Genomic DNA, 16,432 nt, shown 5'->3' on the forward strand with positions numbered 1-16,432 from the left:
CATAAAAATAAACTGGGAACTCAATCCCAGTTTTTTTTATGTCTTCTTATAAGCCTAAAAGATATTCTTCTATTAAGCCAGCAATTTCGTCATAGGATTTTTCTCCCATGAACTCGTAAACTTTTTTTCCATCCTTGTAGAAGGAAACCCTAGGAAGTTGAAATATTTCATGTTCTTCTGCAAAGGACTTGTTCTTGTCAAGGTCCATGTAGAAGCAGGATACATCTTTGAACTCTTCTTCCAAGAGAACTTCCATAACTTCCATAAGTGGCTCACAGTGAGAGCATCTCTCTGCCCCATAAATTAATATTGCCATCTTCTTATCTCTTATTGTCTCATCAAAATTATTTGCCGCAATGTATTTGATGACAGATTCATTTCTTTTTATTACCTTCTTGTTTTCTACTAGGTCTCTTACAGATTCCGACTCTTGAGAAAGTGGGTCGATGTCAATTGATAGCCTACTCCTATTTACATTTGTAATCTCAACTGACTTAAAGTCTCCAGCTCCAGGGAGTTTGAAGTAGGATGCGTCCTCTATCTCTTGAATTTCATTTTCTTCTTCATCAACGTCTAGGTAGTCATAGGGATACCTATAGACCCTGTAAATCATATTGTTCTTCAAGAGGTTTTCTGTGGTTGTCCTATAAGGACAAGTCCACTGCCATACAATTTCCTTTGAAGGGGTAATTTCAATTACAAGTCCCTCTGTGGCAAGAGTAATAAGTGTGTTACCATTAGGCAGTCTTTGAAGATTGCCCCCATAAGGAGAATAAAACTTGTAGCCATTCATTGGGATTGAAAAACCAAAGTCCCTTGGGTCCACAGACCAATTCACTGCAAGAGTAACTGGATTTATTTCAAGAATCCTAGAGTAATTTCTAACAAAAGGCAGTAAGCCAGAAGGAGATGTAAGAGTTGGCGAACCGTAACCGCACCTTCCCCCGTTGTCAAAAATTAAGAGGTTGCCTTCTCCTGGTAGACCCTTAGGTATAATACTTGCAAAGGCAGAGCCAACAACTGGGTCAACCTTTGTGAAGTCGGAAAAGTTTGGCCCCAGCTTGTAGCAAATTCTTGACCTCTTCTTGTCAATAATCCCAATAATATTTGCAGCCCTTGCTGTAAATAAAATATTGTCAGGATGGAAGCGTGGGTCTCCCTGGTCATACCACTTGTTTTCTCCAATTGTTGAAATTGAAGTTATGTCAAGATAGTTGCCCAGAGGTCTCTCTGTGATTCTCAAGTTTGGGTTCCTATAAATTACATTTTTTGCTTCTTCAGAAAAGCCAAGTTGATCAAAGTGTTCGCTAAAGGAAAACTTCCAAATTATATTTCCATCTTCATCAACTTCTAATATAACGTCATCGAGCAGGGTCTTGTCAGAAATCCTCGTGTCAACAATGGCATCGTGAACAAGAAGGAGAGTCTTCCCATTTTCCACGATTTTTTGACCTGGATAATAATAGCCAAGAGAGTTGCCTTCTCTTTGAAAGTCAGAGTGGGCCCTTGCCATCCACTTAGGTCTATAGCCCCTGTCCTCTGTGAACTTAAACTTGTTAAAGTGAAAGACAATCTTGCCATCCTTGTCAAATTCAAGTAAGTCAATCCCATCACTGACACCAAAGTCCGATGACCTAAAGGAAGAAATACTCATAATATTTTTGTTTGGCAGCATCTTTGCCGGCATTGGGTTAACAGAATACCTCTTTAATTCTGTCCCATCCATTTTTATTATAAGGGCCCCGTCCTTGGCAGTTGAAATTAAATTTATGCCATTGTAGGCCTTTTCTCTCTTGTAAACTACTGTCCCTCTTGGATAGACTCTCATAAGACACCCCTCTTCCTAATGTATCTTTCTGCATAAACTGTTGCCACTGCACCGTCATTGGCTGCAGTTACAATTTGTCTTAGGACCTTGTTCCTAATATCTCCTGCAGCAAAAATTCCTTCAACAGAAGTTCTCATAGCTTCGTCAGTTTTTATAAAGCCAAGGTCATCAAGATCTACAAGGCCTTTGACGAAGTTGGAGTTAGGACTCATTCCCGCAAAGATAAAAATCCCATCAGAAGTCACCCTAGTCTTTGTCTTGTCTGATAAGTCAAGAATGTCAAGGCTGTTGACCCTTTCATCCCCATTGATGCCCTCAAGCTTTGAGTGCCAAGTGTAGGAAATTTTTGGATTCTTCAATATCCTCTCCACTTCCAACTGGTTACCATCAAACTTGCCTTCTTCGTGAATAATTATCATGTTAATAGAGTTGGCAAAGTTGGAAAGATAGTCGGCCTCTTCAAGAGCCAAGTCGCCAGAACCTAAAATATGTATGTCCTTGTCCTTGAAATAATCTGCATCACAAGTAGAGCAATAGGAAACTCCTCGACCTGCAAACTCAGTTTCACCAGGCACATTTAAGATTTTGGCATAGGTTCCTGTTGCAATAATAAGGGCCTTGGCAGTATATTCTTTCCTTCTCAAAGTCCTTAGCACAAAGCCATCCTCAGTTTTTTCAATTTCCTTTACAGTTCCAAAGGCAAATTCATTAGTGGGAAAGCTCTCTGCCTGCTTCCTAAATTCATTAATAAGGTCCCTGCCAGAGATTTCCTTAAAGCCAGGATAATTTATAATCTTGGGAGTGTCTTTGACCCTGCCACCAAAGGAAAATTTTTCAATGACAAGAGTTTTTAAAAGGGATCTACCTGCATATATAGCTGAGCTAAGGCCAGCTGCTCCTCCCCCAATAATTATTAAATCATAAGTATTCATACTATCACCTCAAATTGAGTCCACTGGATTCTTAGGAGCCTTCTTAATAATTTTAAAACTCCCATCTTTATAGTCTGCTATATTAAATTCGCCATTTCGTCTTACCCTGTTGGACCAAAAGTCTTCAAGAGGAATTCCCTCCATGAGAGAATAAATGGCAACAATGGTAACACCATGAGTCACAAGAAGGATATTTTCATCTTCCTCTGGATAAATTGCTTCCTCAAAAAATTTCTCCACCCTAGCCCTAAGGTCATAGATACTTTCTCCATCAGGTCTTTCATAATTTTTTGGATCTTCAAAATATTTTTTGTAAAGGACCTCATCATTTACTTTTACGTCCTTGATTTTTTTGCCTGACCAAGTCCCCACATCAATTTCTCGAAGAAGGGGCGTCTTAATAATTTCCCTGTCAGGGCAAATTAATTTTGCAGTGTCATAGGCACGACCAAGATCAGATGAATAGACCTTGTCAAAGTGAAGGTCCTTAGACATCTCCCTAAGTCTCTTACCCATCTCAATCCCCTTAGAAGTTAATGCAGAGTCCAATTGTCCCTGGATTATCCCAAGCTTGTTCCACTCAGTCTCCCCGTGTCTAGTAAAATAAATTCTCATCTTTCCCTCACAATCCACAAAACATTTTCTCACATATTAATAGTATAAAGGATAAAAATCAAGTATTAAAGGCAAAAAATTACTTAGGTAAAAATTTACCTAAGTATCATCTTAAAATTTATTTTTCTTCCATCTCTCTTGAAAGATTTTTTGCTTCTTCTATTATCTCTCTTGGATAATTTAAGTTATCCAAGATTGCAATTGCATTCCTACTTGTGGCTGGTCCATCCTTTAGGAGGTAGTCGAACTTTATGTCACCTTCTTCTATCTTTTCTTCAAAGTGCTTGTTAACAAATAAATCTTTTAAAAGAATTGTAAGTTCTATGTCGTGGGTTGCTGCTATGACGTGATTATTCTTTGCCAAGTATTTTAAAGTTGCAGTGGCTGATGCAATCCTATCAATGGTGTTCGTTCCCCTAAAGATTTCGTCGAGCAAAATTATTTTTTCCCTATCATCTTCTATCATTTCGCCAATTGCCTTGGACTCTGCCATGAAGTAAGATAGGTTTTTCATTATTGAGTCGCTGATGTCTATGGCTGAAGTGATTTTCATTGGCTTGACTTCAAATTCTTCCCCAAAGAAGATGCCAAAGGCAAGGGCAAAAATTGTATTTATGCCAAGGGTCCTAAGATAAGTCGACTTACCTGATGCGTTTGATCCTGTTAAGATAATTGACTTCTCCAAGTCAAGGTCATTGGGAACTGGACTCGTTATCAAAGGATTGTAGAGATTTTTTCCCACAATTTTATTTCCAAAACTTGCTTCTCCAGTATCGTAAGCCTTTGACAAAGAAATAATTCCTATTTCGCAGTCGATTTTACCCAAGAGGTAATAAAGTCTAAGGATTTCGTCCTTGTAGTCTTTAAAATATTTTTGAGTTTTAGAAAAACTCCTTGCCTCTGACAAAAATAAAATATTCTTGTAAGTTTCTGCGAAGTCCATCTCCATGTTGCCAGTCAAGAATCCAAAGGACCTCAAGCTTCGCTTTAAGGGAGCAAGCTCTTTTAAAATACTTTCTATTTCCTTAATTTCTTCTTTAAAGACTTGGCTTTTATTTTTAAGCATGCCTTCTGACACATTGAGAAGACCTTTGAGCCTAACTAAGGCATCTAACTTTCCAAAAGTCATCTCGTTAAATTTTTTGTAGATAAAGACGTTAGTTGCCAAGAGGGCAAAGATAAATAAAATTGCCTGTGCTCTTAAAGTTATAAATAAAATAAAGATGTAGATAAGTGTAAAGGAGAAAATTTTTGCAGCAAAATCAAGCTCTCTTTGAATTGTAATTTCTTCTTCCACTAGGTCAAGTACATCTTCCTTAAAGTAACCAAGCCTTCCTAGTTGAAATTGTAAGTCCTCAAGGTCGCCATCTCTATCTTTATAAATTTTTCTCTTCTCTTGGAGTCTTATAAGCTCATCCTTATCTAAAATCAAATCCCTAAGTCTGTAGTAAAAATATTCTAAGCCCATTTTTGACATAGAGTGGTTCATCTTCTCCAAGACCTCATCAAGATTTAAGTCATTGGCAGTGATGCCGCTAACATTTCCCCCAAGCCTCTTATGTAGTCCATTGATTTTACCCTTGAAGATTTTGGAATGAACTCTTCCGAAGTTCTTTATTATCTCTTGCCTTAAAATTTTTTCATTTCTCTTCTTCACATAAAAGTTGTAGATCAAAATTATTCCAATAAGAACAAAAAATAAAATCACAAATGAATAGTAGTCCCCCATACAAGACCTCCTCTTTATTTCTTAAAAATTTTTGCTTTATAAGCTCTTATGATTCACTTTATAAGATTATATGATTTACTTAATTAAACTTTATCCTTAATCATTTCCCCTGTCAACAAAGTCTATTTAGTTGCAAGAAAAAAAGACTGCTCACCTAAGCAAGCAGTCTTAAGAACTTAAATTTTATTTATTTTTATTTTCCGAAAAGTTCATCAAAGTTTCTTAAGATTACATTTCCGATATCATCTTGAGCATCAATTGTTGATCCACCAATGTGTGGAGTTACATAAAGTCTGTCAAGTTCGAATAATTTACTTTGTACTGGAACATCTTGAGTGTCAAGTCCGCCAGAGCCAAGTTCGTTAGAAAGTGTATCTAAGTTTGCTCCGCCTAGTTTGCCATTCTTGATGTAGTCGTATAGGTCATCTTCGTTAACAATTCCACCACGTGCAGCGTTGATAATGCAAGCTCCGGCTTTCATCTTTTCGAATTCTTTTGCTCCGAAAAGATCCTTAGTGTCTGGAGTTAGTGGCATGTGAAGAGTGATAATGTCAGAGTTTTCAACGATTTCGTCGAAGTCAACTAGTTTAACATAATCAACTTTAATGTCTGATGGTTTTAGGAATGGGTCATAAGCAAGAACATCCATATGGAATACATTAGCGATTTCAGCAACTCTTCTTCCGATTGCACCAAAACCACAAATTCCTAGAGTCTTGTTTCTAAGTTCTCTACCAATCCATCTATATTTATTCCAGATTCCACTCTTAACTTCGTTTTGAGCTTGTACAGAGTTTCTGTATAGGTCAAGAGCCTTAGCAAAAACAAGTTCAGCAACTGCGTTTGCATTTTGTCCTGGAGAGTTTTTAACTGGAATATTTTTTTCCTTTGCATATTCAAGGTCAATGTGGTTAGTTCCTGTTGAACCAACAAAAATTGCCTTTAAGTTTTTAGCAGCATCAAGAACTTCCTTGTTGATGAATGGGTCAACTCTCATGAATAGGAAATCATAAGGTTCAATGATTTCTGCTAATTTTTCTGAAGTTGGAAGCATAACCTTATCAAGTTCAATACCTCTTTCTTCAAGTCCTTTGTCAATTAGGTCTGACATATAATCTACCATTAACGCTTTCATTTACATCCTCCTTAAAATTTTTATGTACTTCGTTACACTTATATTTTAGATGAAATCCTTATCTTTTTCAAGGTCATTTATGAGCTTGACCCAATTAGCACTTTTTTTTAAAAAAGGCCTTGGAAAACCCTTGTATATTTACTTAAAGTTAAAAGATTTTAAAATGACTTCCTCCTATATTATAAGACAAGTCTTCATAAGCTTTTTCAATTGCATATCAAAATTAAAATAAAAAAAGAGGCAAGCCTGCCTCCTTAAATATTAAAATAAAATCTTAAAAGTCCCAGTATTAATAGATGGACTGGATAGAATAAATAATTAAAAATTTTGTTTTGCCTTCCCTTCTCTCCATTGTATAAGATTGTAAGTCCAAAGCCTAAGATGGACCAAACCTCTTTTACTATTGTAAGATAGGCAATGACTGCTCCAGCCACTGGTCGGTTGTAGAGTAGATAGAAAACAAAGGCTGTAATGATTGCATGAAAGTCATAGTCCCCTGATACAATGTTGGAAACAAAATACATAATAATTAAAAGTGGAATAGAAATTAAAAGCCAAAACTTTCCAAGCTTATCCTCGTATCTCTTCCTAAATTCATCTAGGATCCAAATGGTAATTAGGGACAGGGCAAGTGAAAACAATACATTGTTAAGCCTAAACTCTAATATGACTTTTGACGAAAACATATCATAGGGAATTTCTGATATAAAAGCAAAAATTATTAAGTTTAACAAATATTTTTTCTTGTCGTGAGTCCTAAAGAATCCTTCCACTACAAAGAAGGAAAACAAAGGGAAGGCGATTCGTCCTATTACATCAAAGATAGAGCTAATAAGTGATAAGCCTCCTCCCTCTAAGTTGGGCCAAATTAGGGCCTTATTTATGTGATCAATTAACATGGATCCAAAGGCAATATACTTTAGCTGGGCTCCATTTAAAATTTGGAATTTTTGTAAATTTTTGTGATTAAATCTTTCCACAATCTTCCCCCTTATTTTTTGTTAGAGAATCATTTTACAATAGACTCCTACCCTTGTAAAGTTTAATTATTCTTAAAACTTGCTTTTTAACTTTCATCTATCCAATCATCAAAAATTTTTGAATTACCTTTTACACAAGTGATAATTTCCACTTCACTTACCATAGGCATTTCATTTAATTTTTTTAATTTCTCTATGAATAATTACCAAGTTGACGTCAAAAGGATTGTCTATAATCCTTTATATTATTCTAATTTCATATCTCACCTAGCCTGGAGCAAAGATATCTGTGAAAATCATCCTAAGTCCAAAAGTACTTGAAATTGGGTATGCTGGATATGATGTAGAAATATTTGTCAAAACTCCATAAAGGATTTTATATTTAATGTTTAGAACTTTGTTGTTTTTCTAAAACCACCAAAATTTTAACTCTTTATAATAACAAATTCATAAAATATATGATGATAATAATTAATTACCCGAATACAACAATTTTGTCATTATCTATAAAGAATGAATAACTTTTTAATTCAAGTTAAAATTCATTTATACTTTTTATTTAATAAAAACGGAGTATAAAAAACTATATTAATTATTACAGATACAAATAAAAATTCTTTTGTAAAAATAAAATCTTGATTGTATTCTGCACTAATTACATTAGTCATAAACATATTGTGCAAAAGATGGATGAAAGTTACCATAATAACGCTTCTACTCTCCATGTAGATAAGTCCAAGTACTATCCCAATGGCAATACTAAATACAGTAATTTCTATACCTGCATAGAGACCTTCTATTTCAGAATAAAAACCCATACAATATAAAGGAAAATGAGACAAACCCCACATAAGACCAGTTAACAAAACTCCTATTCTATTACTATACAATGATTGAAGTCTTGTTTGTGAAAAATATCTCCAACCATATTCTTCTCCCATAGTAAATATTAAATTAAAGGTTGCAGTAAATAATCCTACTGTAAAGGTCCCAGCTAATCGATTAAAAAGATCAGAAAAATCAACTTCTGATTGAAAATAAAAATTTAATATTCCCAATCTAAATATATCTATTATAATTACAATAAAAGCCCATTTAAGAAATAAAGCAAAATTAAATTTTCCTCTTAATCTTTTATCATCTATAGTTAATACATAAAGACTAATTATCCAACCTAAATACACGACATAATCAATCTTATTTAAAACTTTTTCTGAAAAGAATGACAATATGTAAAAAAATATAAATAATATGAAGTATAAGGAATATATCACACTAAATTTATCTTTAGATAAATCTTTTAACTTAAAATCTTTTTCTAATAAAATTGCAATAAATGCAGGAACTAAACTAATAACAAGTGTTATAACCCCTGTATTATCTACTTTATAAAAATATTTACATGTAATTCCTATCAATAAATCTATAAAAAGAACTATAAATAAGAAATATTTTATTTCTTTTTTTGTACTCATATTAACTCCTATCTTACTATATTTATTAACTCACTCATTTATTTATATTCACGAAAATATTTTTATTAACAAAAGCACATTTCTTTAATGCATGCAGTTTTCCCTGACTTTCAAATATAAAGGCTCTATAATATCTGTTGGGGAGTAAATCTCTAGCAGAAATTTTTTGCAGACAAAAGAGAGACTCTCTTAAGGAGTCTCACAAAAATTTAATCTTAATTCTAAAAATAATGTATTTATAGTTTTATTTCTTCAAAAGTTTCTTCATTTTCTGTATCAATGACATTTTTTACAGTTGCCTTAAATTTTTCAATATCATTTGTTGAGAAAAATTCAATCTTAGGATTTTTTTCTTGATTTAATAAATCATCTTTTTCTAAAATTTCTTTTATTGCTATAGCTGTTCTATTTGCTGGATCTACTAATTTGACTTTCCTATTTTGTTTTTCAAAAATTCTTTCGAAAGCCTTCCTAGCAAGTGGAAAATGTGTACAACCTAAGATAAGTGTATCGTAGTCAAAATCTCCCAATTGTTCTAAGTATTCAGTGATTGTTTTTTCAACTATATCATTTTCTAAATTTCCATTTTCAACATCTAAAACTAATTGTGGAGCTCCAACTCCTTTTAAAATTATATCTTTGTTAAATTTTTTTATTGTTTCATCATAAACCTTTGACTTCACTGTTCCTTCAGTAGCTATAAGTGCAACCTTATTATTTTCTGTAACTAATGATGCATAACTACAAGCTGGTTCAACAACTCCTACTACTGGTATATCTAATTTTTCTTGTGCATTTTCGAGACCATAGCAAGTTGCTGTATTACAAGCAATAATTGCCCCCTTAGCTCCTACTTTTGCAAGAAAATCTAAACACTCAAAAGTTGAGTTCTTAACATCTTCAGGACTTCTAACTCCATAAGGCATTCTCAAAGTATCTCCAATATATTTGAAATTTTCTTCTGGGAATACTTTTAATAACTCCTTTAATACAGAGAGTCCACCTACACCACTATCAAAAACTCCTATTGGAGCATTTTTTTTCATTATGATAATCTCCTTTTAAAATTTTAGTTAATTTTTATAATTCTAAATTTCTTTTTTTAATTAATCTTAACAAGATAAATTTTTATGAATAATTTAATACTCTTATAATAATTATTAATAGTTGTTTCTTAATAAATAAATCTAAAAAATTAATTCATTTTAATAAAAAAGCACCAGATATAATCTGGTGCTTTTTAAATTTTTTACTAAGCAAATATTCCTAAGAATACTGTGATAATAAATACATTTGTAAAGTCGATGAACATACCACCTACAATTGGTAGAACGAAGAATGCCATCTTTGAATAAACGAATTTATCACAAATAGATTCCATGTTTGCTACACCATTAGGTGTTGCACCCATACCAAATCCACAGTGTCCGCCGGCGATAACTGCTGCATCATAATTGTTACCCATAAGTTTAAATGTAATGAAGTAAGCAAATATAGCCATTAATACTGTTTGAGCTGCTAATAGGATTAACATTGGAACTGCAAGGTCAACTAATTGCCATAATTTCAATGTCATTAAAGCCATAGCTAAGAATAAGTTAAGTCCAAGTTCTCCAGCAATAGCAATTTCTTCATTAGGTAAGAAATTGTTATGCTTATCAGAAATGGCTCTGAAAAGAATACCAAGTATCATTGGTCCAATATAAATTGGAAGTGCAGCTTTATCAGTAAATTTCGCAATTTCTGCATTCAAAAATCCTGAAATGTAAACACCGATTCCCATAGCAACTATAATAGCAAGGAATCCTAATTGAACTTTCTTACCATCTAAAATTTTGTTTTCTTCTTTTAAGATAGATTCGTCAACAACAACTTCTTGTTCCATTTTTTTCTTTTCAACAAGATTGTTTTTAAGGATAATTTTGTTAGCTAATGGACCACCCATTAATGATCCCATTACCAATCCAAATGTTGCTGCTGAATAAGCTACAGTTTCTGCTCCAGTAATACCAGCTGCTTCAACAAGTGGTGCAATACCAGCACTTGTTCCGTGTCCCCCTGTCATAGGAGTTGATCCTGTCATAAGTGCAAGTCCTGGTTCTACTCCTACAGGTCCTGCTAATGCTACAGCTAAAATATTTTGTAGTACACATAGTACACTGGCAATAATTAAGAATTTAATTACCATAGGTCCACCAAGTTTAAGAATTTTTATACTTGCTCCAAAACCTATACTTGTAAAGAAGATTGTCATAAAGAATGATTGCAATGTTGTATCAAACTCGAATGCTGCTGTTTCTGTCAATCTTAATACTAAGTGAATAATTGCAAATAAGAATCCACCAATTACTGGTGCTGGAATTGCAAATTTTTGGAAGAAGTAAACCTTACTTCTTATGTACCTACCAATTAGCAGTAGTATTACTGCTAGACCAATCGTTTGGATCATATCCATTTCAATTGTCATAAATATCACCTCTCTATATTTTTTTGTGATTTAATTATATCAAAAGGTTTTCATTTTTTAAAGTAGTTTGTTTTTTTATTTTATTATTTTATTTTGTTTTTTATTATTATATTTTTCTTATCGGAATTTTACCAGACTTATATGTTTCTATTTTATCTTTTTATCTGATTAAATTATTAGTTCGTTTTTAATTCGTAATAATATTCGTATTTATATCAAAATTTAAGATACTTTAATCCATTTTTTATTTTTGATTAATGCCTAAACATAAACTAAGTTCTTACTAACTAAATTCCTATCAAATATACTTTGTTTTAATTTACATTAACCTTTAATGAAAACATTTTTATTACTATTGTATGTACTAATTCTATAATCAGAAAAGCTTTATTAATTTTTACTTAAGATAAACTGCATAAAGTGTTTAAGTACATTTAAATTTTAAGTGCCATGATGCAAAATATTTTTTAAATTTATAAATATATTCTAAAAAAAATGCCCTCTTTATTGCTTAGTCCAATAAAAAGAGCATTCCCCTAAATCTTCTAATCATTAAATTTTATTTCCTGTATTCGCCGTGACCAAAAATCACATACTTGTAGCTCACAAGTTCATCAAGTCCTACTGGTCCTCTTGCATGAAGTTTTTGTGTTGAGATGCCAAGCTCTGCTCCTTTGCCAAACTCTCCTCCATCTGTGAACCTTGTTGAGGCATTTACATAGACGCAGGCTGAGTCAACTTCTTCTAGGAACTTCATTGCCCTCTCATAGGACTCTGTCAAGATGGACTCTGAGTGACCTGTTGAATATTTTGTGATGTGGGCAATAGCTTCGTCGACATCATCGACTGTCTTAACAGAAATTTCGTAGTCCAAGTATTCTCTGCCGTAATCATCTTCTTCTGCCTTCACTGCATTTTTAAGCTTAGGAAGAGCTGCTTCATCAGCGTGGACTTTGATCTTATATTTTTCTACTACTTCATTAAATAAGTCAAAGAACTTATCTGGTAAATTATTATTTAAGACAAGAGATTCCACTGCATTACAAACTCCAATTCTTTGAGTCTTTGCATTTTCAATAATTTTTACTGCATTCTCGATGTCGCACTTGTCGTCAACATAGATGTGACAGTTGCCTACTCCCGTTTCAATCACAGGCACCTTTGCATTTTCTACTACTGAGTTAATAAGTGAAGCTGATCCTCTTGGCAATAGCAAGTCAACATAACCCTTTAGTTGCATCAATTCCTTTGAAGACTCCCTTGATGTGTCCTTAACGATTTGAACAAAGTTCTCATCATAACCAGCATTTTTTATTCCAAGTCTAATGGCATCTGCTATGGCTATGTTGGACTTGATGGACTCCTTACCTCCACGAAGGATAATGGCACTTGAAGCCTTTAGAGATAAAATTGCTGCATCAAGTGTTACATTAGGTCTTGATTCATAAATTATAGCAATAACTCCCATTGGGACAGTCTTCTTGCCAATTAAAAGTCCTGCATAGTTTTCTTCCATTGATAGAACCTTGCCCACTGGGTCTTTAAAGTCGATGACCTCGTCAATGGACTTTGCCATACCTTCAAGCCTATCATCAGTTAAGAGAAGTCTATCAATTAGTCCTTCTGGCATATTATTTTCTCTGCCCTTCTTGATGTCCTCTTCATTGGCTCTTAAAATATTTTCCTTTTGGCTTAAGAGGCCCTTCTTGATTTCAAGAAGCATGGCATTCTTTTCCTTAGTTTTTAATTTTTTTAACTTATAGGAAGCTTCCTTTGCGATCTTCCCCATTTCCTTGACACTTAAAGTATGTTCCAATTTCTTCTCCTTTAACTATATCTCTTATGATCTTCATCTTTTCTCCTGATCCAATAACAACTTCTATGTCCTTTTCTATGGCAAGCTTGGCAGCCTTTATCTTGGTGTACATACCACCAGTTCCAACATTGGATTCAGTTTCCTTTGCCATACCTTCAACCTCATTAATGTCTGTAACCTCGTGGATAATTTTTGCATCAGGATTCTTTCTTGGGTCATCTGTGTAAAGTCCCTCGATGTCAGTCAGCATAATAAGTAGGTCTGCCTTAATCATCCTTGCAATAACTGCTGATAGAGTGTCGTTGTCCCCAAATTTAATTTCATAGGTTGAAATTGTGTCGTTCTCGTTTATTATTGGAATTACATTCATACCCAAGAGTTTCTCAAAGGTATTCTCTGCATTGATCCTCATCTCCTCGTCCACTTCTATTGTCCTTGTGAGGAGGACTTGGGCAGAGTTGTAACCATAGGACACAAGAGACCTGTCATAAATATTTGTAAGGGCAACTTGTCCTACTGCTGCTGCAGCTTGCTTGTCGGAAGTTTCCCTTGGTCTTTCTTTTAGATTTAACTTCGCACGACCAGCTGCAATGGCACCCGATGAAACAAGTACAACATCATAGCCTTGGTTCTTTAGGTTTGCAATTTCAAAACAGAGCTCGTCGATTTTTTGTAAATTTATTTTTCCATTGTCGTGAGTGATGGAAGAAGATCCAACCTTAATCACGACTTTCTTTATTTCTTTTGAAAATTTTCTCATTTCAATCACCTTATTAATAATATACTTGAAATTTACACATTAGTAAATATCTTTTCACATTTGAAGAAAGTATAAATTAAATAAATAATCTTATTATATTAAATTTCTCTCTCACCTCTTATTACCCTTATGCTATAATAGACTTGGAGTGTGATTATTTTGCCAAAAATTTTAAGAAAAAAAGAACTTGCACCAAATATATTTTTATTTGACATATATGCACCTAAGATTGCAGCCTCTGCAAAACCAGGTCAATTTATTATTTTAATTGCCGATAAATATTCCGAGAGAATCCCCCTAACTATTTCTGATTACGACATAAATCGAGGCAGTGTTCAAATAGTTGTCCAAGCTTCTGGTGAATCTACAAAGAAAATTGCAAGCTTTGAAGAAGGCGAAAGCTTTAAGGACTTTGTTGGACCCCTTGGTCACGCATCAGATTTTTATTATATAGACCTAGAAGACTTAAAGGACAAGAGATACTTATTCGTAGCTGGTGGTGTTGGTACTGCACCAGTTTATCCTCAAGCTAAATTTTTTAAAGAAAAGGGTCTTCACTGCGACATAATCATTGGAGCAAAGTCCAAAGAATTTGTAATTCTTGAAGATGAATTAAAGTCCGTTTGCGACAACCTATACATAGCAACCGATGACGGATCCTATGGCTTCAAGGGTCTTGTAACAGACAAGATTGTAGACCTTGTGGAAAATGAAAAGAAACATTACGACCAAGTTGTTTCCATTGGACCTATGATAATGATGAAGTTTGTCTGCCAAACTACTAAGAAGTACGACCTTCCAACAACAGTGTCCCTAAACCCAATTATGGTTGATGGAACTGGTATGTGTGGTGCCTGCCGTGTTTCTATAGATGGAAAAACAAAATTTGCCTGCGTTGATGGACCAGAGTTTGACGGTCACCTAGTGGACTTTGATTCTGCCATGAAGAGACAAAGACAATATGTAGACAACAAGAAGACTCACGCAATAGCTGACCACCACTGCACAATGGACCTTGCAGTGTCTGACCACCTAACTGAGACTTCTTCAAAAGATGATAAGGGTCTTGTTATTAAAAAAGCTGAAGACAGATTTAAAAAGGTTCCAATCGCCGAACAAGCCCCTGATGAGAGAAACAAAAACTTTAAGGAAGTTTGCCTTGGCTACACTGCAGAAGAAGCAGCCACCGAAGCTTCAAGATGTCTAAACTGTAAAAAACCTGGCTGCGTTGAAGGCTGTCCAGTTTCCATTGACATCCCTGGCTTCATAAAGGAAATCGCAAGTGGCAACTTCGAGCAAGCCTACAAGGTTCTTTCCCTTTACACTTCCCTTCCAGCAGTTTGCGGTAGAGTTTGTCCACAAGAATCTCAATGCGAAGAAAGATGTGTCCTCTTAAATAGGGGCGACGCAGTTTCCATTGGTAAGCTTGAAAGATTTGCAGCTGACTATGCAAGACGTCATCAAGTCCAAGAAAATGCTGACATCAGAAAGATTGACAAGAAGGTTGCAATAGTGGGAGCAGGTCCAGCTGGTCTTACATGTGCAGGTGAACTTGCAAAAATGGGCTACGACGTAACAGTTTTTGAAGCTCTTCAACAATCTGGTGGAGTTTTAATCTACGGTATTCCAGAATTTAGACTTCCAGACGAAGTCGTTGAATACGAAGTTGAAAATATTAAAAAGCTTGGAGTTAAATTTGAAAACAACTTTGTAATAGGAAGGACTGAAACCATAGACGACCTAATCAAGGATGGTTTTGAAGCAGTCTTTATTGGATCAGGTGCCGGCCTACCTAAGTTTATGAACATACCTGGTGAAAACCTAAATGGAGTTTATTCAGCCAACGAATTTTTGACAAGAAACAACCTAATGAGATCCTTTGATGAAGAGTACGACACTCCAGTTAACGTTGGAGAAAAAGTTGCAGTTATTGGCGGCGGCAATGTTGCCATGGATGCCGCAAGAGTTGCAAAAAGACTTGGGGCTGATGTTTCTATTGTCTACAGACGTACTGAAAAGGAACTCCCTGCAAGAACTGAAGAAGTTCACCATGCCAAGGAAGAAGGCATTAAATTTGAAATGCTAACTGCTCCTGTTGAAATCCTTGGAGATGACCAAGGCTGGGTTAAGGGAATGAAGTGTGTGAGAAACGAACTTGGAGAACCTGATGCATCTGGTAGGAGAAGACCAGTTGCTGTAGAAGGTAGCGACTATGAAGAGGCCTTCCAAACAATTATCATGGCTCTTGGAACAAATCCAAACCCACTAATTTCTTCCACAACAAAAAACCTCGACATAGAAAAATGGGGCGGCATCATTGTAAATGAAGAGTCACAAACATCTCGCCAAGAAATCTTTGCCGGTGGCGACGCAGTAACAGGATCTGCAACAGTAATCCTTGCCATGGGTGCTGGTAAAAATGCCGCAAAGTCCATCGACGAATTTTTGAGAAATAAATAAGCTTATAAAGATAAAAATTAAGGGAAGAGTTTTAGCTCTTCCCTATTTTTTATGTGTTCATTACTTAACTTAAGATGTTTTGAAATATTTTTTAAAACATAATTATAGCTTTAAATCTTCTTATGTAGTTTTGAAAAAATGTTATAAAATAAAGAACTAAAAGATAGAGGGAGTTATTACTACAATTCTGGCTCTTGATAGGCTATAAGGTGTGGCAATGATACAAGCGAATCTG

The 16,432-nt window shown here is 34.6% G+C and carries 12 protein-coding genes; 1 reads left to right on the plus strand and 11 read right to left on the minus strand.

Annotated elements, in window-relative coordinates; all coding sequences use genetic code 11:
* Positions 1-46: 46 nt before the first annotated feature.
* From HMPREF1864_RS03515 to proB, 11 genes are all read right to left on the minus strand, one after another.
* A complete protein-coding gene (locus HMPREF1864_RS03515; RefSeq protein ID WP_062571466.1) occupies positions 47-1,828 on the minus strand; it encodes a thioredoxin domain-containing protein in 1,782 nt (593 codons plus the stop codon).
* Positions 1,825-2,760, minus strand: coding sequence for an NAD(P)/FAD-dependent oxidoreductase (locus HMPREF1864_RS03520; RefSeq protein ID WP_062571467.1), 936 nt, complete (start codon positions 2,758-2,760; stop codon positions 1,825-1,827). The genes HMPREF1864_RS03515 and HMPREF1864_RS03520 overlap by 4 nt, the downstream gene beginning before the upstream one ends.
* Before the next feature lie 9 nt (positions 2,761-2,769).
* The gene (locus HMPREF1864_RS03525) at positions 2,770-3,375 is read right to left on the minus strand and encodes a histidine phosphatase family protein (RefSeq protein WP_062571468.1); all 606 of its coding nucleotides are present in this window, start codon (positions 3,373-3,375) and stop codon (positions 2,770-2,772) included.
* 118 nt (positions 3,376-3,493) lie between these two features.
* The gene (locus HMPREF1864_RS03530) at positions 3,494-5,104 is read right to left on the minus strand and encodes a MutS-related protein (protein ID WP_062571469.1); all 1,611 of its coding nucleotides are present in this window, start codon (positions 5,102-5,104) and stop codon (positions 3,494-3,496) included.
* A gap of 193 nt (positions 5,105-5,297) precedes the next feature.
* Positions 5,298-6,239, minus strand: a complete 942-nt coding sequence (locus HMPREF1864_RS03535) for a D-2-hydroxyacid dehydrogenase (RefSeq protein WP_062571470.1) — start codon at positions 6,237-6,239, stop codon at positions 5,298-5,300.
* 254 nt (positions 6,240-6,493) lie between these two features.
* Positions 6,494-7,219, minus strand: coding sequence for a TraX family protein (locus HMPREF1864_RS03540; RefSeq protein WP_082718908.1), 726 nt, complete (start codon positions 7,217-7,219; stop codon positions 6,494-6,496).
* 542 nt (positions 7,220-7,761) lie between these two features.
* Positions 7,762-8,694 (minus strand): CPBP family intramembrane glutamic endopeptidase, encoded by a 933-nt coding sequence (locus tag HMPREF1864_RS03545; RefSeq protein ID WP_062571472.1) that lies wholly within the window; start codon positions 8,692-8,694, stop codon positions 7,762-7,764.
* A 236-nt stretch (positions 8,695-8,930) separates the two neighbouring features.
* Entirely contained in the window at positions 8,931-9,740 is an 810-nt protein-coding gene (murI, locus tag HMPREF1864_RS03550; RefSeq protein ID WP_062571473.1) for a glutamate racemase, read from the minus strand.
* Positions 9,741-9,946: 206 nt separating this feature from the next.
* Positions 9,947-11,161: a sodium/glutamate symporter gene (gltS, locus tag HMPREF1864_RS03555; protein WP_062571474.1), complete on the minus strand. Its 1,215-nt coding sequence runs from the start codon at positions 11,159-11,161 to the stop codon at positions 9,947-9,949.
* A gap of 559 nt (positions 11,162-11,720) precedes the next feature.
* Entirely contained in the window at positions 11,721-12,977 is a 1,257-nt protein-coding gene (locus HMPREF1864_RS03560) for a glutamate-5-semialdehyde dehydrogenase (RefSeq protein ID WP_062571475.1), read from the minus strand.
* On the minus strand, positions 12,919-13,737 hold the full coding sequence (gene proB / locus HMPREF1864_RS03565) for a glutamate 5-kinase (RefSeq protein ID WP_062571476.1): 819 nt from the start codon (positions 13,735-13,737) through the stop codon (positions 12,919-12,921). Before proB ends, HMPREF1864_RS03560 begins: the two co-directional genes overlap by 59 nt.
* 159 nt (positions 13,738-13,896) lie before the next feature.
* Here proB and HMPREF1864_RS03570 point away from each other — a divergent pair, with 159 nt between their 5' ends.
* Positions 13,897-16,197 carry a bifunctional dihydroorotate dehydrogenase B NAD binding subunit/NADPH-dependent glutamate synthase gene (locus tag HMPREF1864_RS03570; protein ID WP_062571477.1) on the plus strand — a complete coding sequence of 767 codons (2,301 nt, stop codon included), beginning with the start codon at positions 13,897-13,899 and terminating at the stop codon, positions 16,195-16,197.
* The last annotated feature ends 235 nt before the right edge of the window (positions 16,198-16,432 follow it).

It is taken from the genome of Peptoniphilus sp. DNF00840 (genome assembly GCF_001553125.1).
GTDB classification, from domain to species: Bacteria; Bacillota; Clostridia; order Tissierellales; family Peptoniphilaceae; genus Peptoniphilus_A; species Peptoniphilus_A vaginalis.